Origin of the sequence: Sanguibacter hominis ATCC BAA-789 (genome assembly GCF_012396185.1) — a bacterium.
Taxonomy (GTDB): Bacteria; Actinomycetota; Actinomycetes; order Actinomycetales; family Cellulomonadaceae; genus Flavimobilis; species Flavimobilis hominis.
In genome coordinates this window covers 469,108-489,558 of record NZ_JAAXOW010000002.1, presented here as the reverse complement: position 1 = coordinate 489,558, position 20,451 = coordinate 469,108, and the positions used below count along the sequence as shown (strand labels likewise).

The 20,451-nt window shown below is 70.4% G+C and carries 17 protein-coding genes; 15 read left to right on the top strand and 2 right to left on the bottom strand.

The genetic code is table 11. The features are described from left to right. Window positions 1-35: 35 nt before the first annotated feature. The gene (gene aroC, locus HF995_RS08770; RefSeq protein WP_168447398.1) at window positions 36-1,253 is read left to right on the top strand and encodes a chorismate synthase; all 1,218 of its coding nucleotides are present in this window, start codon (window positions 36-38) and stop codon (window positions 1,251-1,253) included. A 73-nt stretch (window positions 1,254-1,326) separates the two neighbouring features. Here the strand turns inward: aroC and HF995_RS08765 are convergent, their stop codons facing one another. Beyond that, complete coding sequence (locus tag HF995_RS08765) at window positions 1,327-5,076, bottom strand: fibronectin type III domain-containing protein (RefSeq protein ID WP_168447397.1); 3,750 nt, start codon at window positions 5,074-5,076, stop codon at window positions 1,327-1,329. Between the two features lie 190 nt (window positions 5,077-5,266). Between HF995_RS08765 and HF995_RS08760 the strand changes: the two genes are divergently transcribed. The 6 genes from HF995_RS08760 (at window position 5,267) to HF995_RS08735 (ending at window position 10,421) form a co-directional block, all read left to right on the top strand. Then, window positions 5,267-5,818, top strand: a complete 552-nt coding sequence (locus tag HF995_RS08760) for a shikimate kinase (protein ID WP_350308806.1) — start codon at window positions 5,267-5,269, stop codon at window positions 5,816-5,818. After that, the gene (gene aroB / locus HF995_RS08755; protein WP_168447395.1) at window positions 5,815-6,942 is read left to right on the top strand and encodes a 3-dehydroquinate synthase; all 1,128 of its coding nucleotides are present in this window, start codon (window positions 5,815-5,817) and stop codon (window positions 6,940-6,942) included. The genes HF995_RS08760 and aroB overlap by 4 nt, the downstream gene beginning before the upstream one ends. A gap of 19 nt (window positions 6,943-6,961) precedes the next feature. After that, window positions 6,962-7,396, top strand: a complete 435-nt coding sequence (locus HF995_RS08750) for a type II 3-dehydroquinate dehydratase (protein WP_168447394.1) — start codon at window positions 6,962-6,964, stop codon at window positions 7,394-7,396. 147 nt (window positions 7,397-7,543) lie between these two features. Beyond that, window positions 7,544-8,107 (top strand): elongation factor P, encoded by a 564-nt coding sequence (gene efp, locus HF995_RS08745; RefSeq protein WP_168447393.1) that lies wholly within the window; start codon window positions 7,544-7,546, stop codon window positions 8,105-8,107. 1 nt (window position 8,108) lies between these two features. After that, window positions 8,109-8,525, top strand: a complete 417-nt coding sequence (nusB, locus tag HF995_RS08740) for a transcription antitermination factor NusB (protein ID WP_168447392.1) — start codon at window positions 8,109-8,111, stop codon at window positions 8,523-8,525. 138 nt (window positions 8,526-8,663) lie between these two features. Further along, complete coding sequence (locus tag HF995_RS08735) at window positions 8,664-10,421, top strand: AMP-binding protein (protein ID WP_168447391.1); 1,758 nt, start codon at window positions 8,664-8,666, stop codon at window positions 10,419-10,421. Between the two features lie 45 nt (window positions 10,422-10,466). On the opposite strand, the gene nrdI is transcribed toward HF995_RS08735, so the two are convergent. After that, window positions 10,467-10,883 (bottom strand): class Ib ribonucleoside-diphosphate reductase assembly flavoprotein NrdI, encoded by a 417-nt coding sequence (gene nrdI, locus HF995_RS08730; protein ID WP_350308805.1) that lies wholly within the window; start codon window positions 10,881-10,883, stop codon window positions 10,467-10,469. Window positions 10,884-11,072: 189 nt separating this feature from the next. On the opposite strand from nrdI, the gene pyrR reads away from it, so the two are divergent. The 8 genes from pyrR (at window position 11,073) to mihF (ending at window position 20,450) form a co-directional block, all read left to right on the top strand. Beyond that, a complete protein-coding gene (gene pyrR, locus HF995_RS08725; protein ID WP_286189414.1) occupies window positions 11,073-11,660 on the top strand; it encodes a bifunctional pyr operon transcriptional regulator/uracil phosphoribosyltransferase PyrR in 588 nt (195 codons plus the stop codon). Continuing rightward, window positions 11,657-12,646 carry an aspartate carbamoyltransferase catalytic subunit gene (locus HF995_RS08720; protein WP_168447390.1) on the top strand — a complete coding sequence of 330 codons (990 nt, stop codon included), beginning with the start codon at window positions 11,657-11,659 and terminating at the stop codon, window positions 12,644-12,646. Before pyrR ends, HF995_RS08720 begins: the two co-directional genes overlap by 4 nt. Beyond that, window positions 12,646-14,010: a dihydroorotase gene (locus tag HF995_RS08715; protein ID WP_168447389.1), complete on the top strand. Its 1,365-nt coding sequence runs from the start codon at window positions 12,646-12,648 to the stop codon at window positions 14,008-14,010. The genes HF995_RS08720 and HF995_RS08715 overlap by 1 nt, the downstream gene beginning before the upstream one ends. Next, window positions 14,007-14,555: a PH-like domain-containing protein gene (locus HF995_RS08710; protein ID WP_168447388.1), complete on the top strand. Its 549-nt coding sequence runs from the start codon at window positions 14,007-14,009 to the stop codon at window positions 14,553-14,555. Before HF995_RS08715 ends, HF995_RS08710 begins: the two co-directional genes overlap by 4 nt. Further along, window positions 14,552-15,805: a glutamine-hydrolyzing carbamoyl-phosphate synthase small subunit gene (gene carA, locus HF995_RS08705; protein ID WP_168447387.1), complete on the top strand. Its 1,254-nt coding sequence runs from the start codon at window positions 14,552-14,554 to the stop codon at window positions 15,803-15,805. Before HF995_RS08710 ends, carA begins: the two co-directional genes overlap by 4 nt. A gap of 3 nt (window positions 15,806-15,808) precedes the next feature. Further along, window positions 15,809-19,153 (top strand): carbamoyl-phosphate synthase large subunit, encoded by a 3,345-nt coding sequence (gene carB, locus HF995_RS08700; RefSeq protein WP_168447386.1) that lies wholly within the window; start codon window positions 15,809-15,811, stop codon window positions 19,151-19,153. Further along, window positions 19,150-20,025 carry an orotidine-5'-phosphate decarboxylase gene (gene pyrF, locus HF995_RS08695; RefSeq protein WP_350308804.1) on the top strand — a complete coding sequence of 292 codons (876 nt, stop codon included), beginning with the start codon at window positions 19,150-19,152 and terminating at the stop codon, window positions 20,023-20,025. Before carB ends, pyrF begins: the two co-directional genes overlap by 4 nt. 113 nt (window positions 20,026-20,138) lie before the next feature. Then, window positions 20,139-20,450: an integration host factor, actinobacterial type gene (gene mihF, locus HF995_RS08690; RefSeq protein ID WP_098456901.1), complete on the top strand. Its 312-nt coding sequence runs from the start codon at window positions 20,139-20,141 to the stop codon at window positions 20,448-20,450. The last annotated feature ends 1 nt before the right edge of the window (window position 20,451 follow it).

Below are 20,451 nucleotides of genomic sequence, written 5' to 3'. Positions count from 1 at the left end.
AGCTCGCGCCCGCACCCACGTGGAAGGATCAGGTCATGCTTCGTTGGTTGACGTCCGGAGAGTCGCACGGCCCCGCTCTGGTGGGGATCATCGAGGGCCTGCCCGCAGGTGTGGAGATACGCACCGCGGACATCCAGGAGGCGCTCGCGAGACGCCGTCTCGGCTACGGGCGCGGCGCTCGGATGAAGTTCGAGCAGGACGAGGTTCGCGTCCTGGCCGGGCTGCGGCACGGGATCACGCAGGGCGGCCCTCTCACGATCGAGATCGGGAACACGGAGTGGCCCAAGTGGGTGGACGTGATGTCGCCTGACCCGGTCGACGCTGCAGCCCTGCAGGTGGATGCGGGAACGGGCGACGCTCGCGAGATCGCCCGTAACCGTCCGCTGACACGGCCGCGCCCCGGTCACGCGGACCTCGTGGGGATGCGGAAGTACGGATTCGACGACGCCCGGCCCGTTCTCGAGCGCGCGTCGGCTCGTGAGACAGCGGCACGGGTGGCGCTCGGGGTGGTGGCCGCGCGCTTCCTCGAGCAGTCGGTCGGGGTGCGGCTCGTCTCGCACGTGACGTCGATCGGGCCCGTCGTCGCTCCTGAGGACGCACCGATCCCGTCGCCCGACGACCTGGCCTACCTCGATGCTGATCCGGTCCGGTGCTTCGACAAGGCGACGAGCGACGCGATGGTCGCGGAGATCGACGAGTGCCACAAGGACGGCGACACGCTCGGTGGCGTCGTCGAGGTCCTCGCGTACGGGCTCCCGTCAGGGTTGGGGACCTACGTGCACTCGGACCGGCGCCTCGACGCACGGCTCGCGAGCGCGATCATGGGGATCCAGGCGTTCAAGGGCGTCGAGATCGGCGACGGGTTCCGCACGGCTGCTCGTCGTGGCTCCGCGGCGCACGACGAGATCGTGCCCGGCGAGGACGGCCGCATCACACGTCTGTCGAACCGCGCCGGGGGAGTCGAGGGCGGCATGTCGAACGGTGAGGTGCTGAGGGTGCGCGGCGCGATGAAGCCGATCTCCACGGTGCCGCGTGCCCTGCGGACGATCGACGTCGCGACCGGCGAGCCTGCCAAGGCTCAGCACCAGCGTTCGGACGTGTGCGCGGTGCCACCCGCCGCAGTCGTGGCAGAGGCGATGGTCGCACTCGTGCTCGCTGAGGCCGTCGTCGAGAAGTTCGGCGGGGACAGCGTGACGGAGACGCGCCGCAACGCTGAGGCGTACATCGCCGCGATCCCGGAGCTGCTTCGCTGAGCAGATCGGTCGACAGACGCAAGAAGGGCGGGACCACGATGGTGGCCCCGCCCTTCTCTACGTCAGCGAGAGGCTACTTCACGAGAGCGTTCGCGCTCACGCTCTTGACACCTGAGCCGAGCGAGTTCACGGCGTAGACCCGGAAGTAGTAGAGCTTCTTGGACTTGCCCTTCTTCCAGGTGTAGCTCCGCGCAGACGCCGACGTCGTCTTGACGGTCTTCCACTTCTTGCCGTTGGTCGAGTACTGCACGACGTACTTCGTGACCTTGGAACCGTTGGTGGGTGCGGCCTTCCACGAGACCGTGACAGCACGCTTCTTGGACGACTTGGCCTTCACCGTAGGAGCGAGCGGCTTACCCGCAGGCGTGACCGCCGCCGCAGCGCTCGGGGCGCTGAGGCCGAGAGCGGTTCGAGCGATGACACGGAACTCGTATGCGGTCCCGTTCACGAGACCGCCGGCGACCCAGGACGTAGCCCCCGAGGTCGCACCCCGGACCGCCCATGCGGACCACTTCTTCCCGGCATAGCTCCGAGACTCGACGGTGTAGGACGTGATGCTCGAGCCTCCGTTCGAGGAAGGAGCGGCCCACGTCACCGTCGCCGTCGTGTTCCCACGCTTGGCCTTGACGGCGCGAGGCGTGCCCGGGGCAGCCAGAGTAACGGCGCTCAGCCCGACCATCTGCGACGTGCCTGCGGCGTTGCGAGCAGCGACCTGGACCGAGTACGCCCGGCCAGGGGCCAGACGGTCGAGTGTCACCGAAGTTCCCGGAACCACGACGCGGGTCCAGGCGCCGCCGGTGGTGAACTCGACGACGTAGTCGTTCGCGCGGCCAGCAGTCGAGGTGGTTGCCGGCGCGCTCCACGTGAGCCGCAGGGACCCGAGGCCCGGGGTCGCGGTGAGCCGGGTGATCGGGCCAGGTTGCGCGACGGTGGTCTGCTCACGCGTGCCAGACCATGCGCTCACGCCCTCGCTGTTGGACGCCCTCACGCGGAACTGGTAGACGGTGCCCTGCGCGAGCCCAGTCACCGTGTAGGACGTCAAGTTCACGCCGGTGCCAGCGTCGACCCAGCCGTCGGCTGACACGCCTGCCGGCTTGGACCGGTACTGGAGGGTGTAGGTGGGGACCTGGGCCGATCCGGTCGCTGGCGCCACGAGGGCATTCCAGCTAGCAGTGATGGAAGTCCCGTTGACCGTCGTCGACGGAGTGGTGGGTGCACTGGGCAGGGTCACGACGGACAGGTTGCCGGTCTGGACCGTTCCGAGGAGCGCGGTGGACGCGGTGCCTGACCCGATGGCCTGGACCTCGTAGAAGTACCCCGTGCCGTAGGCGAGCGCCACGGTGGGCACGTGGCTGAGCGCCGACGTCTCCACCGTCGACATCGTGGACTGCCCAGCGCGGCTGATCTTGACCAGGTAGCGGGAGGCTCCGGGGACAGGGTCCCACGTCAGCACGGGCGCGGCCGAGGACGCGTCCGTGACGTTGACCGTGCGCGGCGTCGCCGCGAGGTTGGGTGCCGTGAACGCGGTGCCAGCAGCCCACGCCCCCAGGTTGTCGGCGACATCTCGGGCTCGGACCCGCCACGAGTAGGACCGGCCAGGCACGAGGCCCTCGACCGTGACCCCACGGGACGCCGTCGTGAACTTTGACGTGGCCGAAGACCCGACCTGCGTCACCTCGACGTCATAGCCCTTGGCGGTCACAGGGTAGGACCAGGTCAGCGTCGCCGACGTTCCCCCGGGGCGCGTCGTCCGGCTGAGACCTGTCGGGGCGTTGCTCCCGATGGCAAAGCTGGTCGGTGCCGAGTGCTCGGCCTCGTTGCCCACGGCGTCCAAGGGCGCCCAGGTGAAGGTGTAGCGTCCGCTCGCGAGCGGGGTGGCCGTGAACGTGGTGCCGCTCGTCGAGAACGACTTCGCGGCGACGGTCGAGGGCTGGTCGACCTTGAGGGTCGTGACAGCGTTGTTGCTGCCCTCGGGGTAGATCCGGACCGCGTACCCTCGGGAGGAACCGCCGAACTGGGTGGCGGGGTTCGGCTTGAGCCGCAGGACAGGGACATTGCCCTGCTGGACGACCGTGCCTGCCTCGGTCGGCGGCAGCGAGCGGCGCCAGCTGATCGTCTCCTTCTCGACGACGTCACCCACGAGCTCGGTCCACTGGCTCGGCGAGGTAGGGGACCCGGACGCGGGCGCGATGGTGACGTTGTAGGAGTCTGTGGAGGCGTCGGTCCGGTTGGGCTTGAACACGCCCGTGGTGCGCAGCGCGTTCGTCGGCACCCGGAGCTCGGCGACGAGGGACGATCCCACTCCTTCGGTGTACACGTTGACGATGTACCCGACGACGCCCGGCAGTGAGCTCGCCGGCCAGGTGAGGTAAGGGCTCGACTCCATCGTGGCCGTCTGCGCGGGGCTGTCGGGCGTGATCGCGTCAGCTGTCGCCGTCGCGGTGCCGCTGTTCCCGACCCGGAAGTAGTGCGGCTTGGACTCCAGGCTCGACGGCACCACGTCGTCGTGCTTGGGATCGGAGTCCTTGTAGTCCTTCGTCGACGAGGCCGACATGTTCACCGCGAAGACCTTGGCGATGTAGATCGGAGCGGTGCCGGCTGCGAGGTCCTCTGCCGATGCCGGCTTGATGCGGTCCGCTTCGGTGCTCGTGAAGAGGCACGGGGTCGAGCTGGTGAGGGAGGCCTTCGCGTTTCCGACCGCGGTCGCCTGCGAGACGATCGTCGCGCTCGTCGATGCGGTCGTGCACGCCATCTTGCCGCCGCCGCTCCGGTCCACCTCCACGCGGTAGTACGTCGCGCGCGGCACGGCGGTCCACCGAAGCTGGAAGGAGTCGAAGTCGAGCGTCGGTGCGCCCGCGACCGTGCTGGAGAGCCCGATGAACTCGGGGATCGCCGGCGTCGCCGTGGTGGTTGCTGAGCCCTCGTCCGTCGACGACACCTTCTGGACCTGGAAGGAGGTGGACGTCTCTCCGGGCGTACCCGACGCGTCGATGGGCGTGACCCGCCAGTGGTAGGTCCCCAGGGCGAGTACGTCGGTCGGCACGAACGACGTGCCGCTCACGATGCTCGTGAGCTTGATGCTCGAGGATCCGAAGCTGATGTCGCTGCTCAGCTCGAACTTGTACTCCTTGGCGCCGTCCACCTCGCTCCACGCGAACTCGAGGTCGTTGGCGACCGACCTGTCGGCCGGCTGCACCAGCTGTGGCACAGATGCGGCGCCCCAGCTCGCCCTGAACGTCCGGGACGCGGAAGGGTAGCTCTCGACGGCAGGCTGCGGTGCGGAGGCGGGGAAGTGCGCCTTGACGTTCCAGGTGTACTCGCCCGCCTCTTTGAGGGCAGGGAGCGTATAGGCGGTGCCGGCGATCTTGGCGCTCGTCGCGTTGCCGCCGCTCGTCGGCCGGTAGGTGACCGTGTACTCGGTTGCGCCGGGCGTCACCTCCCAGGAGAGCGTGACGGGGCTGGGATAGGTGATCGTCGTCCCGTCGGCCGGAGCGAGGAGCTCGGGGGTCGGGGCTTGCGATCGGGAGAACGCCTGGACGGTGGCGCCGCTGATGTCGGCTCCGACGCCCTTGGGGGCGACCCGCCAGAACAGCTGACGCGAGTCGGCGGCCCAGAGCGCGGAGGGCGCGACCCAGCGTGTCGCTGCTGTCGAGGTGCTTGCGACGAGGGTGCTGAAGGACGAGTCGCTCGCCACCTGGAGGTCGTAGCCGGTGGCGCCCGCGACCCGGTGCCAGGCGAACACGAGATCACCTGAGGGCGTCGTCCTCGTCGCCGAGTAGTCGACGGCCGCGACGACGGGTTCTGCAGCCGACGCCGTCGGCATCGTTGTGGTGAACAGACTTAACGAAAGGGTGACCGCAGTCGCCCCCGCCACAAGCCGGCGGACTCTCATAGTTCTCCCTGATGAACGTGACACACCTGACATGTCGGTATCGGCATCTCGTCGACCGGGCCTTAGTCCACGGGGCACGGACGTCTCAGCAGCCGGCGGGGCATCCCGGTACTCTCGGTCCGTGGTCCAGACAAGCAGTCCTCGCGTCGTCCTCGCCGGTCCGCCCGGCTCCGGCAAGTCCACCGTCGCCGCGGAGATCGGCGCCGTGACGGGCTGGAGCGTCCGCGACACGGATGCCGATGTCGAGGTGCTGGCGGGCAAGTCGGTGAGCGACATCTTCGTCGAGGACGGTGAGGACACGTTCCGCGCCCTCGAGCGTCGCGCGGTCGCGACTGCGCTCGCCGAGCACGAGGGCGTCCTCGCGCTCGGGGGAGGCGCGGTCCTCGCCGAGGACACGCAGTCGCTGCTCGCGCGGTACGTGGCCGACGGCGGGACGGTCGTCTTCCTCGACGTGTCGCTCGCTCACGCCGCGCCGCGCGTCGGCTTCAACACGGCCCGTCCCCTGCTCGTCGGCAACCCGCGTGCGCAGTGGCAGGCGCTCATGTCCGCGCGCCGCCCGGTGTACGAGAAGGTCGGTTCGCTGCACGTGCTGACCGACGACCTCGCGCCGGCGGACGTCGCGGCGCAGATCCTCGCCGCGCTCGACGCGGCCCAGCCCGGAGGTACCCGATGAGTGCAGCGCCCGTCCGTGTGACCGTGCACGGGGATTCCCCGTACGACGTCGTGATCGGCCGGCACCTCCTCGGGGAGCTGCCCGCCATGCTGGGGGAGTCCGTCCGCAAGGTGCTCGTGCTGCACCCGGCAGCGCTCGCGACGACGGCTGACGCGATCCGCGAGGACCTCGTCGAGCAGGGCTACGAGGCGATCCAGGCTGAGGTGCCGGACGCCGAGGAGTCGAAGACCGCCCAGGTCGCCGCGTTCTGCTGGCAGGTGCTCGGCCAGGCGGACTTCACCCGGTCGGACGCGATCGTCGCGGTCGGCGGGGGTGCGACAACCGACCTCGGCGGCTTCGTCGCCGCGACCTGGCTGCGCGGCATCAAGGTCGTGCACGTCCCGACGACGATCCTCGCGATGGTCGACGCCGCCGTCGGCGGCAAGACGGGCATCAACACGGCTGAGGGCAAGAACCTCGTCGGTGCGTTCTACCCGCCCGCAGGCGTCCTGTGCGACATCGACGCGCTCGAGACGCTTCCGCGTTGGGACTTCGTGGCGGGCCTCGGGGAGATCGTCAAGTGCGGTCTCGTCGCGGACGCGCGCGTGCTCGAGCTGATCGAGTCGAACGCGGCACCCTTGTCGCAGGGCGCGACGTCGGTCGACGAGCCGGTCCTCGTCGAGCTGATCCAGCGCGCGGTGCAGTGGAAGGCCGACGTCGTGGGGGAGGACCTCAAGGAGTCCGGCCTGCGGGAGATTCTCAACTACGGCCACACTTTCGGCCACGCGATCGAGCACGTCGAGCGCTACCAGTGGCGCCACGGTGCGGCCGTGTCGGTCGGCATGGTCTTCGCCGCCGAGCTCGCGCGGCTCGCCGGCAAGCTCTCCGACGACGACGTCGCACGGCACCGCAGCGTGCTCTCGTCGCTCGGCCTGCCGCTCACGTACCGCGGCGACCGCTGGGACGCGCTGCTCGGCGCGATGCGCCGCGACAAGAAGTCCCGCGGCGACCTGCTGCGCTTCGTCGTCCTGGACTCGCTCGGCCACCCCACCCGCCTCGAGGGTCCGGACCCCACGCTCCTCGCGGCGGCGTACGCCGAGGTCAGCGAGGACGCCCCCGCGGGCGACCGGCCGGTGTCGTTGTGATGTGCGCTAGGTTCGCGTCATGACGCGCGTGCTCCTGCTCAATGGTCCCAACCTCGGTCGTCTCGGCGTGCGTGAGCCTGAGGTGTACGGGCACCTCACGCTCGGTGACCTCGTGGAGGCGGGGGAGCGCTGGGGTGCTGAGCTCGGGCTCGACGTCGAGGTGCGGCAGACGGACGACGAGTCCGAGATGGTCGGCTGGCTCCACGAGGCGGTCGACACCCGAAGCGACGTCGTCCTCAACCCGGCGGCGTTCACGCACTACTCGTACGCGTTGCGGGACGCTGCCGCGCAGGTGACCGACGTCGGGCTGCGTCTCGTCGAGGTGCACATCTCCAACCCGTACGCGCGCGAGGCGTTCCGGCACCTGAGCGTCGTCGGCCCCGTCGCGACGGGGACGATCGCCGGCTTCGGTTTCGAGAGCTACCACCTCGCGCTCCAGGCGCTCGCCGGCTGACCCGGGGCGTCCCGGCGCCACCGCTATACTTGAGCGGCTGCTCGCGAAGTCTCGCGCAGCCGCTGTCCGCCGTGAGCCCCGGTGCACGCGGTCAGGACCGGCCTTCTCCAGGCCCTGATCCTTGTCAACGCAACAGGAAGATGAACCGTGGCGACCACGAACGACATCAAGAACGGCACCGTGCTCCGCATCGATGGCCAGCTGTGGACCATCATCGAGTTCCAGCACGTCAAGCCCGGCAAGGGTGGCGCCTTCGTCCGCACCAAGATGAAGAACGTCGTCTCCGGCAAGACCGTCGACAAGACGTTCAACGCGGGCCTGAAGATCGAGACCGCCAACGTCGACAAGCGCGACATGCAGTACCTGTACAAGGACGGCGACGACTTCATCTTCATGGACACGTCCTCGTACGACCAGATCCCGGTCTCGGCCGCGGTCGTCGGCGACGCTGTCGACTTCATGCTCGAGAACCAGAACGTGCTCGTCGCTTCCAACGACGGCACCCCCCTCTACATCGAGCTCCCGGCCTCGGTCGTCCTCGAGATCACGTACACCGAGCCGGGCCTGCAGGGGGACCGCTCGACGGGCGGCACGAAGCCGGCCACGCTCGAGACCGGCGCGGAGATCCAGGTCCCGCTGTTCCTCGAGACCGGGACGCGCGTGAAGGTCGACACCCGTGACCGCTCGTACCTGGGTCGAGTGACCGACTGACGTGGGAGCCCGTACCAAGGCGCGCAAGCGCGCGCTCGACGTCATCTTCGAGGCGGAGCAGCGAGACCTCGACCTGCTCGAGATGCTCGCGGAGCGTGTCGCACACCCCGGGGTCGAGTCCGCGCTGCCGCAGTACGCGGTCGAGCTCGTCGAGGGGTACGACGCGCACGCGCGTCACATCGACGAGATCCTCGAGACGTACTCGAACGGCTGGACGCTCGAGCGCATGCCCTCGGTCGACCGGGCGGTCCTCCGCCTCGCGACCTGGGAGCTGCTGTTCAACGACGACGTGCCTGACGCGGTCGCGATCGACGAGGCCGTCGAGCTGGTCTCGGGCCTGTCGACCGACGAGTCGCCGTCCTTCGTGAACGGCCTGCTCGCACGCATCCTCGAGCTCAAGCCGACGATCCTCGGCTGACCTGCTCACCGAGAGCCCGCACCCCGCCTCCGGGGTGCGGGCTCTCGCGCGTCTCGGGGTCGGCACGCTGCGAGGATCTCCCCGAACCATCCACCTTCGGCCGCGTAACCTACGCTTCCGTAAGTTAGACTGAGACCCATGACACGGCCTTCGGAGGAGCGTCCCTGGACGCGGTCCTACTCTCCCGGCGTCAGCGCCGACATCACGGTTGCGGACGAGCCTCTCACCGCAGCCCTCGAGCGCGGCGCACGCACCTATCCCGACCGTGTCGCCCTCGACTTCATGGGCCGTCAGACGACGTACCGCGAGCTCGGCGAGCAGGTCGCCCACGCTGCGGGCGTCCTGACGAAGCTCGGCGTACGCCCGGGGGACCGGGTCGCGATCGGCCTGCCCAACTGTGCCACCCACGTGGTCGTGTTCTACGCCGTGCTGCGCATCGGCGGCGTCGTCGTCGAGTGCAACCCGACCTACAGCGCCGAGGAGCTCGCGCACCAGGTCGCCGACGCAGGCGCGACCGTCGCCGTGTGCTGGGAGCCCACCGCGGCTCGTCTCGCGGAGCGCCAGGGCGAGACAGACGTCCACACGATCGTCGGCGTCGACCTCTCGCGCGACCTGCCCGGCGCCAAGCGCCTCGCGCTCAGCCTCCCGATCGCGAAGGCCCGCGCCCTGCGCGAGGCGCTGCGCGCCCCCATCCCCGCGAGCGTCGTGCGCTGGGAGCGCCTGCTCAAGAAGGCGACGCGCCTTCCCGCAAGCTACCCGGCCCCGGGCTCGGGCGACCTCGCGCTCCTGCAGTACACGGGCGGCACGACCGGCACGCCCAAGGCCGCGATGCTCACCCACGCCAACCTCGTCGCGAACGCGACGCAGGGCCAGGAGTGGACCCAGATGGGCTTCGCCGACGGCCCGCAGAGCGGTGTGAGCGACGACGTCGTGTACGGCGTGCTGCCGTTCTTCCACGCGTTCGGCCTCACCCTGTGCCTGTCGTTCACGATCCGTATCGGCGCGACGCTCGTCCTCTTCCCGAAGTTCGACGTCGCCTCCGTCCTCGCGACGCAGAAGCGCATCCCGGGAACTTTCATCCCCGCCGTCCCGCCCATGCTCGACCGCCTCGCGAAGGCGGCGGTCGAGCAGGGTGTCGACCTCGGCACGTTCCGCTATGCCATCTGCGGCGCGATGCCGCTGCCCGGCGAGGTCGCCAAGGCCTGGGAAGACGTGACCGGCGGGTACGCGATCGAGGGCTACGGCATGACCGAGACGTCGCCCGTCGCGCTCGGCAGCCCGTGCTCCGAGAACCGCCAGCCCGGGACCCTCGGGCTGCCGTTCCCTTCTACCGACATCCGCATCGCCGACCAGGAGGACCCGTACCGCCTCGTGGAGCCGGGGGAGCGCGGGGAGCTGCTCATCGCCGGCCCCCAGGTCTTCGGCGGCTACTGGAACCGCCCCGACGAGAGTGCGGACACACTCGTCGAGATCGACGGGAAGCGCTGGATCCGCACGGGTGACGTCGTCGTCATGCAGGAGGACGGGTTCGTCCGCCTCGTCGACCGCATCAAGGAGATGATCATCACCGGCGGCTTCAAGGTGTATCCGTCGCAGGTCGAGGAGCACCTCCGCGCGATGCCCGGCGTCGAGGACGTCGCGATCATCGGCATGCCCGGCGGCGACCTCGGTGAGCGCGTCGTCGCGGCCATCGTGCTCGCCAAGGACGCCGCGACCCACGCGCAGGTCGACCTCGAGTCCGTGCGCGCCTGGTGCGAGGCAAAGCTCGCGCGCTATGCGCTGCCCAAGCAGCTCGAGCTCGTCAAGGAGCTGCCCCGGTCGCAGATCGGCAAGGTGCTGCGTCGTGTCGTGCGCGAGGATCTCTTGCACCGCGGGGGCGACAGCCAGAACCGCTGATCACCGGCGGGGTGCCGCGCTCGTGCCAGCCGCAGCCAGACGGCGTCAGGCGTGCCCCGCCGCGATCGCTGCGTCGAGGTCCGCGAGGATGCGCTGCGCGTCCTCGACGTCCCACCGCGTGCCCTGCAGCTCGAACTCGAAGAGGACCGGCCGCCCCGACAGTCGCGCGATCTGGCGGCACGCCGCCTGATAGTGCTCTCCGAAGTTGCGGTTCCCCGACCCCATCACCCCGACGAGGCGGCGACGCGTCTCCGGGTGGGCGAGGAATCGCCGGACAGGCTCCGGGATCGTGTCGTTGTCGACGTTCCCGGTCTTGTACGACGGCGTGAGGAGCACCCACGGTCCCGTCGGCACGCTCGTGCGCACCTCTCGCCGGGACAGGTCGTGGACCGGCCGTCCGAGACGTTCGGCGAACAGCCGCACCATGCCGGACGAGCTTGAGTAGTAGTACACGTCGATCACCTCTCGATCCTCCCTCGCCCCGTCCGCCGCGCGAGGACCTAGGTCCCACCTCGGCACACCTCGCTCCCTCTCGACTCGCGACCGAACGGTGGACACGTCCGCCTGTCCGCCCGGAACCCGGCGTACAGTTCAGGACTGTCAGACATTCCTTTAAGAGCCGTCCTGTGAGGCGGAGAAGGAGGTCGCCAGATGTCCTCTGGCATGCCTATGCCCGGCGGCGGGACCACGGTCCTCGGCGCCCCAGAGATCGCCCGCGCGCTGACGCGCATCGCCCACGAGATCCTCGAACGGAACAAGGGCGGCGACGATCTCGTCCTCCTGGGGATCCCCACCCGCGGACTTCCGCTCGCCCGTCGGCTCGCCCAGCGACTCGCCGACGTCGAGCCGACGCTCGACGTCGACACGCTCGTCGGTGAGCTCGACATCACGATGTACCGCGACGACCTGCACCGGCACCCCACGCGCACGATCGGCTCGACGACCCTGCCGAGCGGCGGGATCGACGACAAGATCGTCGTGCTCGTCGACGACGTCCTCTTCTCGGGACGGACCATCCGCGCTGCGCTCGACGCGATCAAGGACCTCGGACGACCCCGAGCCGTCCAGCTGGCGGCCCTCGTCGACCGCGGCCACCGCGAGCTGCCGATCCGACCCGACTACGTCGGCAAGAACCTCCCGACGTCGACGACCGAGCGCGTCCAGGTGCGTCTCGCCGAGGTGGACGGGGACGACGCGGTGACGATCTCCCAGGCAGGCTCGCCGGAGGTGGCGCTGTGAAGCACCTCCTGTCTGCCGCCGACCTCGACCGCGCTGCCGCGGTGCACGTCCTCGACACAGCCGCAGAGATGGCCGCGACGCAGGCCCGGGAGATCAAAAAGCTCCCGACGCTGCGCGGACGGACCGTCGTCAACCTGTTCTTCGAGGACTCGACCCGCACGCGCATCTCCTTCGAGACCGCAGCGAAGCGACTGTCGGCCGACGTCATCAACTTCTCGGCCAAGGGTTCGAGCGTCTCCAAGGGCGAGTCCCTCAAGGACACCGCGCTCACGCTCCAGGCGATGGGTGCGGACGGCATCGTCGTGCGCCACCACGCCTCAGGTGCACCGCACCTGCTCGCCACCGCCGGCTGGGTCGACGCGAGCGTCGTCAACGCGGGCGACGGAACTCACCAGCACCCGACCCAGGCGCTCCTCGACGCGTTCACGATCCGCCGCCACCTCGCCGGGCGCGGCGCGGCAGGTGCGGGCGCCTCGCTCGACGCACGGTCCGGCGTCGGGCTCGACCTGGCCGGACTGCACGTCGCAGTCGTCGGGGACGTCCTGCACTCGCGCGTCGCACGGTCCAACGTCCAGCTCCTCACGACCCTCGGAGCCCGCGTGACCCTCGTCGCGCCCCCGACCCTCGTCCCCGTCGGCGTCGAGACCTGGCCGTGCGCGGTGTCGTACGACCTCGACGCGACGCTCGCCGATAGCCCAGACGCCGTCATGATGCTCCGCGTCCAGCGCGAGCGCATGAGCGCCGCAGGCGGGGGGTTCTTCCCGAGCCCCCTCGAGTACTCGCGCCTGTTCGGGCTCGACGCCCGCAGGCTCGCGACGCTCTCCGACCACGCGATCGTCATGCACCCCGGCCCCATGAACCGAGGCCTCGAGATCTCCGCGGAGGCCGCCGACTCGGCGCGCTCCGTCATCGTCGAGCAGGTCGCGAACGGCGTCGCGGTCCGCATGGCCGTCCTCTACCTCACACTCGCCACGAAGGAGTCCTGATGACCGCCCCCCACCCCGAGACGTCCGTCCTCGTCGTCGGTGCCCAGGTCCTCGGCGGCGAGCCCAGCGACGTCCTCGTCCTCGACGGCACGATCACCGAGGTCGCCACGGCCGGCTCACTGACCGCACCTGACGGCGTCCGCACCGTCGACGCGCAGGGCCTCGTCCTCCTGCCCGGCCTCGTCGACCTGCACACGCACCTGCGCGAGCCCGGCCGAGAGGACGCCGAGACCGTCCTCACCGGCACGCGCGCCGCCGCTCTCGGCGGCTTCACCGCCGTCCACGCGATGGCGAACACGACCCCGGTCGCCGACACGGCGGGCGTCGTCGAGCAGGTGTGGCGGCTCGGCCGCGACGCCGGCTGGGTCGACGTCCACCCTGTCGGCGCGGTGTCGGTCGGCCTCGCAGGCGAGCAGCTCGCCGAGCTCGGCGCGATGGCCTCCTCCGCAGCGCAGGTCCGCGTCTTCTCCGACGACGGCAAGTGCGTCCACGACCCCGTCCTCATGCGTCGAGCGCTCGAGTACGTCAAGGCCTTCGACGGAGTCGTCGCGCAGCACGCGCAGGAGCCCCGGCTCACCGAGGGCGCCCAGATGCACGAGGGGGTCGTCTCCGCCGAGATCGGGCTCCGCGGCTGGCCCGCTGTCGCCGAGGAAGCGATCATCGCGCGCGACATCCTGCTCGCCGAGCACGTCGGCTCCCGCCTGCACGTGTGCCACCTGTCGACCGCGGGCTCCGTCGAGCTCGTGCGCTGGGCGAAGGCGCGCGGCCTGCGCGTGACCGCCGAGGTCACGCCGCACCACCTGATGCTCACGGACGAGCGCGCCCGCGGCTACGACCCCCTGTTCAAGGTGAACCCGCCGCTGCGCACCGAGGCTGACGTCGAGGCCGTCCGCGCGGGCCTCGCGGACGGGACGATCGACATCGTCGCGACCGACCACGCCCCGCACGCCCGCGAGGACAAGGACTGCGAGTGGGACGCCGCAGCGTTCGGCATGACCGGCCTCGAGACGGCGCTCAGCGTCGTGCAGGCCACGATGGTCGACACCGGCCGCATGACGTGGTCCGACGTCGCCCGAGTCATGTCCACGAACCCCGCCCGCATCGGACGCATCGACGACGGTGACCTGCCGCAAGGACGGCCGATCGCCGTGGGGGAGCCCGGCAACCTCGTGGTCGTCGACCCCGCCGCACGCACGGTCGTCGACCCGCGCCAGCAGGGCACGACGAGCGACAACAGCCCCTTCCGCGGGGCGGAGCTCCCCGGCCGTGTCGTCGCGACGTTCCTCCGCGGCCGGGCGACCGTGCTCGACGGTCAGGCGGTCGCTCCGGCCGGTTCTCCCGCACCGCGGGAGGTCACCCGATGAGGATCCCCGTCCCCGTCTCCGTCGCAGCGCTCGCCGCGCTCACGGTCCTCGTGCTGTGGCTCATGGCGCGCAGCTGGCGACGCCGCGGCGACCGCACGGCCGCCGTCGTCCCTGCCCTTCCCGCCGTGCCCACGACGGTGGGCGACGAGATCCTCGCGCCCGTCGACGTCCTCTACGTCGCGACGACCGTCGCGCGCAGCTGGCTCGAGCGGATCGGCGCGCACGGCCTCGGCGTGCGCAGCCGCGGGACCGCGCAGGTCGGCTCCGAGGGCCTCCTCGTGCTGCGCGACGGCGCGACCGACCTCTTCGTCCCCGCCTCGCGGGTACGGGGAACCGTCCGATCCTCGGGCATGGTCGGCAAGTTCGTCGGTGACCAGTCCATCGTGGTGGTCACGTGGCAGCCCGGCGACGCCCCCGACGTCCTCGTCGACACCGGTCTCCGCCCCGTGCACGAGCTCGACCGTGACCGCCTCCAGGCTGCGATCAGCTCGCTGAGCAGCACCCCCACCGCAGACTCGACCATCGAGCCGAAGGAGCAGAAGTGACCCAGGTCCTCGACGCCGCCCCCCTCGCCGCCGACGCAGCCGTGCTCGTCCTCGAGGACGGTCGAACGTTCGTCGGCCGCGCCTACGGCGCGGTCGGGACGGCCCTCGGCGAGATCGTCTTCAACACCGGCATGACTGGTTACCAGGAGACGCTCACCGACCCCTCCTACCACCGGCAGATCGTCGTCATGACGGCGCCCCACATCGGCAACACGGGCGTGAACACCGAAGACCCCGAGTCGACGCGCATCTGGGTCGCCGGCTTCGTCGTGCGCGACGCCGCCCGCCGGTCGTCCAACTGGCGCGCCGAGAACGACCTCGCCGACGAGCTCGCCCAGCAGGGCATCGTCTCGATCAGCGACATCGACACCCGGGCGCTGACGCGACACCTGCGTGAGCGCGGCGTCATGCGCGGCGGCATCTTCTCCGGTGCCGCGCTGCTCGACGGCCGCCACCCACGCCGTGTCGAGGACCTCGTCGCCGAGGTCCAGGCCGCGCCGTCGATGCAGGGCGCAGACCTCGCTGCCGAGGTCTCGACGGACGTCGCGTACGTCGTCGAGCCGTCAGGTGCGTTCGCGGGCCGCGAGCCCCGCAAGACCGTCGTCGCCCTCGACCTCGGCATCAAGTCGATGACGCCGCAGCGCCTCGCCGAGCGTGGCATGCGCGTCCACGTCATCCCCGCGGCGTCGACGATCGACGACGTCCTCGCACTCGAACCGGACGGCGTGTTCTTCTCCAACGGGCCTGGCGACCCGTCTGCGGCCGAGCACCCCGTCGCGCTCCTGCGCGAGGTCCTCGACCGCGGCCTGCCGTACTTCGGCATCTGCTTCGGCAACCAGATCCTCGGCCGCGCGCTCGGCTTCGGCACGTACAAGCTCCGCTACGGGCACCGGGGCATCAACCAGCCCGTCATGGACCTGAGCACCCGCAAGGTGGAGATCACCTCGCAGAACCACGGCTTCGCCGTGGACGCGCCGCTCCACGAGGTCGCCACGGCCCCGCACGACGACGGGCGCTACGGCCGCGTCGTCGTGTCCCACGTCGGGCTGAACGACGACGTCGTCGAAGGGCTCGAGTGCCTCGACATCCCGGCGTTCTCTGTCCAGTACCACCCTGAGGCTGCCGCGGGTCCCCACGACGCCGCGTACCTCTTCGACCGCTTCCTCGACCTGATGGCCTCCGGCGCCCGGAGCGCGAGCGGCCTCTCGGCCGCGACCGCCGGCAAGACCGCCGCTGACAAGGAGAACTGAGACGTGCCTCGCAGAACCGACATCAACTCCGTCCTCGTCATCGGGTCGGGCCCCATCGTCATCGGCCAGGCGTGCGAGTTCGACTACTCGGGCACGCAGGCCTGCCGCGTGCTCAAGGAGGAGGGGCTGCGGGTCATCCTCGTGAACTCGAACCCGGCGACGATCATGACCGACCCCGAGTTCGCAGACGCGACGTACGTCGAGCCCATCACGACCGAGGTCCTCACGACGATCATCGCGAAGGAGCGTCCCGACGCGGTGCTCGCGACGCTCGGCGGCCAGACGGCTCTCAACGCCGCGATCGAGCTCGACAAGGCCGGCGTCCTCGACAAGTACGACGTCGAGCTCATCGGTGCGAACATCGCCGCGATCGAGAAGGGCGAGGACCGCCAGCAGTTCAAGGAGGTCGTCGAGAAGTGCGGTGGCGAGAGCGCCCGCTCCGAGATCATCCACACGATCGACGAGGCGATCGCCGCCGCGGAGTCCCTCGGGTACCCGATGGTCGTGCGTCCCTCCTTCACGATGGGCGGTCTCGGGTCCGGAATCGCGTACGACGAGGCGGACCTCCGCCGCATCGTCGGCCAGGGTCTGCACTACTCGCCGACGACCGAGGTTCTCCTCGAGGAGTCGATCCTCGGCTGGAAGGAGTACGAGCTCGAGCTCATGCGCGACAAGGCGGACAACGTCGTCGTCATCTGCTCGATCGAGAACGTCGACCCGGTCGGCGTGCACACGGGCGACTCGATCACCGTCGCGCCCGCACTGACCCTCACCGACCGCGAGTTCCAGAAGCTCCGGGACATCGGCATCGCGGTCATCCGCGAGGTCGGCGTCGACACGGGCGGCTGCAACATCCAGTACGCCGTGCACCCGGACACGGGCCGCGTCGTCGTCATCGAGATGAACCCGCGCGTGTCGCGCTCGTCGGCTCTCGCGTCGAAGGCGACCGGCTTCCCGATCGCGAAGATCGCCGCGAAGCTCGCCGTCGGCTACACGCTCGACGAGATCACGAACGACATCACGGGCTCGACGCCCGCGTCGTTCGAGCCGACGCTCGACTACGTGGTCGTCAAGGTGCCGCGCTTCGCGTTCGAGAAGTTCCCGGCTGCCGACGACACGCTCACGACGACCATGAAGTCCGTCGGCGAGGCCATGGCGCTCGGCCGCAACTTCACCGAGGCGCTCGGCAAGGCGCTGCGGTCGATCGACAAGGCCGGCACGGTCTTCCACTGGGACGGCGAGCCTGCCTCGGGCGCCGCGCTCGACGAGCTGCTCGTGACGATCCAGCGGCCCACCGAGCAGCGCCTCGTCCAGGTGCAGCAGGCCCTGCGCGCCGGCGCGACGATCGAGCAGGTGTTCGACGCGACGAAGATCGACCCCTGGTACCTCGACCAGATCCAGCTCGTCAACGAGATCGCCGCCGAGGTCGCCGCCGCGCCCGCGCTCACGCACGACGTGCTCGCGCGCGCCAAGCGTCACGGCCTGTCCGACCTCCAGGTCGCGAAGCTCCGCGGCATCGGCGGCAGCGCGGGGGAAGCTGTCGTCCGCGAGGTGCGCCGCGCCCTCGGCGTCCGGCCCGTCTTCAAGACCGTCGACACGTGCGCCGCCGAGTTCGCGGCGTCGACGCCGTACCACTACTCGTCGTACGACGTGGAGTCCGAGGTCGCCCCGCGTGAGCGCGAGGCCGTCATCATCCTCGGCTCCGGTCCGAACCGCATCGGTCAGGGCATCGAGTTCGACTACTCGTGCGTCCACGCGACGCTCGCGCTCGCCGACCGCTACGAGACGGTCATGGTCAACTGCAACCCGGAGACGGTCTCGACCGACTACGACACGTCCGACCGCCTCTACTTCGAACCCCTCACGTTCGAGGACGTCCTCGAGGTCTACGAGGCGGAGCTCGCAGCAGGTCCGGTCAAGGGCATCATCGTGCAGCTCGGCGGGCAGACCCCGCTGAGCCTCGCGCAGCGTCTCGCCGACGCAGGCCTGCCGATCCTCGGCACGTCTCCCGAGGCGATCGACGCCGCCGAGGACCGCTCGGTCTTCGGCCGCGTGCTCGAGGAGGCCGGCCTGCCCGCCCCCGCGTTCGGCACGGCCACGAGCCTCGTCCAGGCGAAGGAGATCGCCGCGAGCATCGGCTACCCGGTCCTCGTCCGTCCGTCGTACGTGCTCGGTGGGCGTGGCATGGAGATCGTCTACTCCGACGAGCACCTCACCGGCTACGTCGAGCGTGCGCTCGGCGAGGCGGCGCTCGCCGGCGGCCGGCTCGCCCCGATCCTCATCGACCGGTTCCTCGACGACGCGATGGAGATCGACGTCGACGCTCTCTACGACGGCACCGAGCTGTACCTCGGCGGCGTCATGGAGCACATCGAAGAGGCCGGGATCCACTCGGGCGACTCGGCGTGCGTGCTGCCGCCCGTGTCGCTCAGCCAGTCGGAGCTCGACCGCATCCGCCGCTCGACCGAGGCGATCGCCAAGGGCGTCGGCGTGCGCGGGCTGCTCAACGTCCAGTACGCGCTCGTCTCCGACGTGCTCTACGTCCTCGAGGCGAACCCGCGCGCGTCGCGCACCGTGCCGTTCGTGTCCAAGGCGACCGGCGTCTCGCTCGCGAAGGCCGCCGCGCGCCTGATGGTCGGCGAGTCGATCGCCGACCTGCGCGCCGCAGGCGTGCTGCCCGCCGAGGGTGACGCGGCGGTCATCGACCTCGACCAGCCGATCGCGGTCAAGGAAGCCGTCCTGCCGTTCAAGCGCTTCCGCACCGCCGACGGCGCGGTCGTCGACACCGTGCTCGGCCCCGAGATGCGGTCCACCGGCGAGGTGATGGGCCTGTCAGCCCAGTTCCCGACCGCCTTCGCCAAGTCGCAGGCAGCGGCCTTCGGCGGGCTGCCCACCTCGGGCAACGTGTTCGTCTCGGTCGCCGACCGCGACAAGCGCGACCTCGTGTTCCCGATCAAGCGGCTCGTCGAGTCGGGCTTCACGATCCTCGCGACGGCGGGCACCGCGGCGGTGCTCAGCCGCAACGGTGTGCCGTCCACGGTCGTGCGCAAGCACTCGGAGGGCGCAGGCCCTGCGGGAGAGCCCACGATCGTCGATCTCATCACGCGCGGCGAGGTCGACATGGTGATCAACACCCCCTCGGGACAGGGGGCTCGTGCTGACGGCTACGAGATCCGTGCTGCGACGACGGCTGCGGACAAGGCGATCGTCACGACGATCCAGCAGCTCTCCGCTGCCGTCCAGGCGATCGAGGCGGTCCTGTCCGGGCCGTTCGAGGTGCAGTCGCTCCAGGAGCACATGACGGCCCTCGCTCAGTCGAGCCTGCCGACGCCCGGGGCGATCGCGTGACGGCCGTCCCCCTCGTGTCGCCGGAGGCGCCCTTCGGGGCGCGCCTGGCGGCCGCGATGGACGAGCACGGCCCGCTGTGCGTGGGCGTGGACCCGCACGCGAGCCTCCTGAAGCAGTGGGGCCTGCCCGACGACGTCACCGGGCTGCGTGAGTTCTCGCTCCGCGTGCTCGAGGCGGTCGCGGGCAGCGCCGCCGCGCTCAAGCCTCAGGCGGCGTTCTTCGAGAGGCACGGCTCCCGGGGTGTCGCCGTGCTCGAGGAGCTTGTCGCATCGGCGCGCGACGCGGGGATCCTCACGATCGTCGACGCCAAGCGCGGTGACATCGGCTCGACGATGGCGGCGTACGCCGAGACCTTCCTGCGCGACGGATCGCCGCTCGCGGGCGACGCCCTGACGGTGTCGCCGTTCCTCGGGTTCGGCTCGCTCACGCCCGCGGTCGACCTCGCTGCGAGCACGGGCCGCGGGCTGTTCGTCCTGTGCCTCACGTCGAACCCTGAAGGAGCGTCCGTCCAGCACGCGACGGCGCCCGACGGGACGACGGTCGCCGCGTCGGTCGCGGCGGCCGCAGCCGAGCTCAACGCGGGTGCCGTCCCGCTCGGCTCGGTCGGTCTCGTCGTCGGCGCGACGGTGGGGGAGGCCGTCACCACGACATCGACCGACCTCGCGGCGGTCAACGGGCCGCTGCTCGCGCCCGGGGTCGGAGCGCAGGGCGCAGGGGCGGCCGAGCTGAGGCACGTCTTCGGCGACGCACGAGGTGCCGTCCTCGCCTCGTCGTCCCGCGGCGTCCTTGCCGCCGGCCCCGACATCCCGCGGTTGCGGGCGGCCGCCGTGGCGGCGTCGGAGCAGGCCAGGGAGGCGCTCCGCGGCGCCTGATGCGCTCGTGCGCAGGTGAAGGCACCTCCCGGCGCGTTGCGACATCCGCCTACCGAAGTTAGGTTCGTCACAAGGTTGTGCAGGTCTTGCCCCAGTTCAGGAAGGTGATACCCGTGGCGCTCCCACCGTTGACCCCCGAGCAGCGCGCAGCTGCACTCGAGAAGGCCGCCGAGGCCCGCAAGGCGCGTGCCGAGATCAAGAACCGCCTGAAGTATTCTCAAGGCTCGCTCTCCTCCGTGATCGAGGCAGGGAAGACCGACGACGTCATCGGCAAGATGAAGGTCGTCGCCCTGCTCGAGTCGCTCCCGGGGGTGGGCAAGGTCAAGGCGCAGGCGATCATGACCGAGGTCGGGATCGCGCAGTCGCGTCGTATCCGCGGACTCGGGCCTCACCAGGCCGAGGCGCTCATCGAGAGGTTCGGCTGAC

Bases quoted from the DNA above. Each gene is read 5' to 3' on its own strand.
- aroC (WP_168447398.1), top strand. From the start codon at position 36: ATGCTTCGTTGGTTGACGTCCGGAGAGTCGCACGGCCCCGCTCTGGTG.
- HF995_RS08765 (WP_168447397.1), bottom strand. From the start codon at position 5,076: ATGCCGACGGCGTCGGCTGCAGAACCCGTCGTCGCGGCCGTCGACTAC.
- aroB (WP_168447395.1), top strand. From the start codon at position 5,815: ATGAGTGCAGCGCCCGTCCGTGTGACCGTGCACGGGGATTCCCCGTAC.
- HF995_RS08750 (WP_168447394.1), top strand. From the start codon at position 6,962: ATGACGCGCGTGCTCCTGCTCAATGGTCCCAACCTCGGTCGTCTCGGC.
- HF995_RS08735 (WP_168447391.1), top strand. From the start codon at position 8,664: ATGACACGGCCTTCGGAGGAGCGTCCCTGGACGCGGTCCTACTCTCCC.
- pyrR (WP_286189414.1), top strand. From the start codon at position 11,073: ATGTCCTCTGGCATGCCTATGCCCGGCGGCGGGACCACGGTCCTCGGC.
- HF995_RS08715 (WP_168447389.1), top strand. From the start codon at position 12,646: ATGACCGCCCCCCACCCCGAGACGTCCGTCCTCGTCGTCGGTGCCCAG.
- HF995_RS08710 (WP_168447388.1), top strand. From the start codon at position 14,007: ATGAGGATCCCCGTCCCCGTCTCCGTCGCAGCGCTCGCCGCGCTCACG.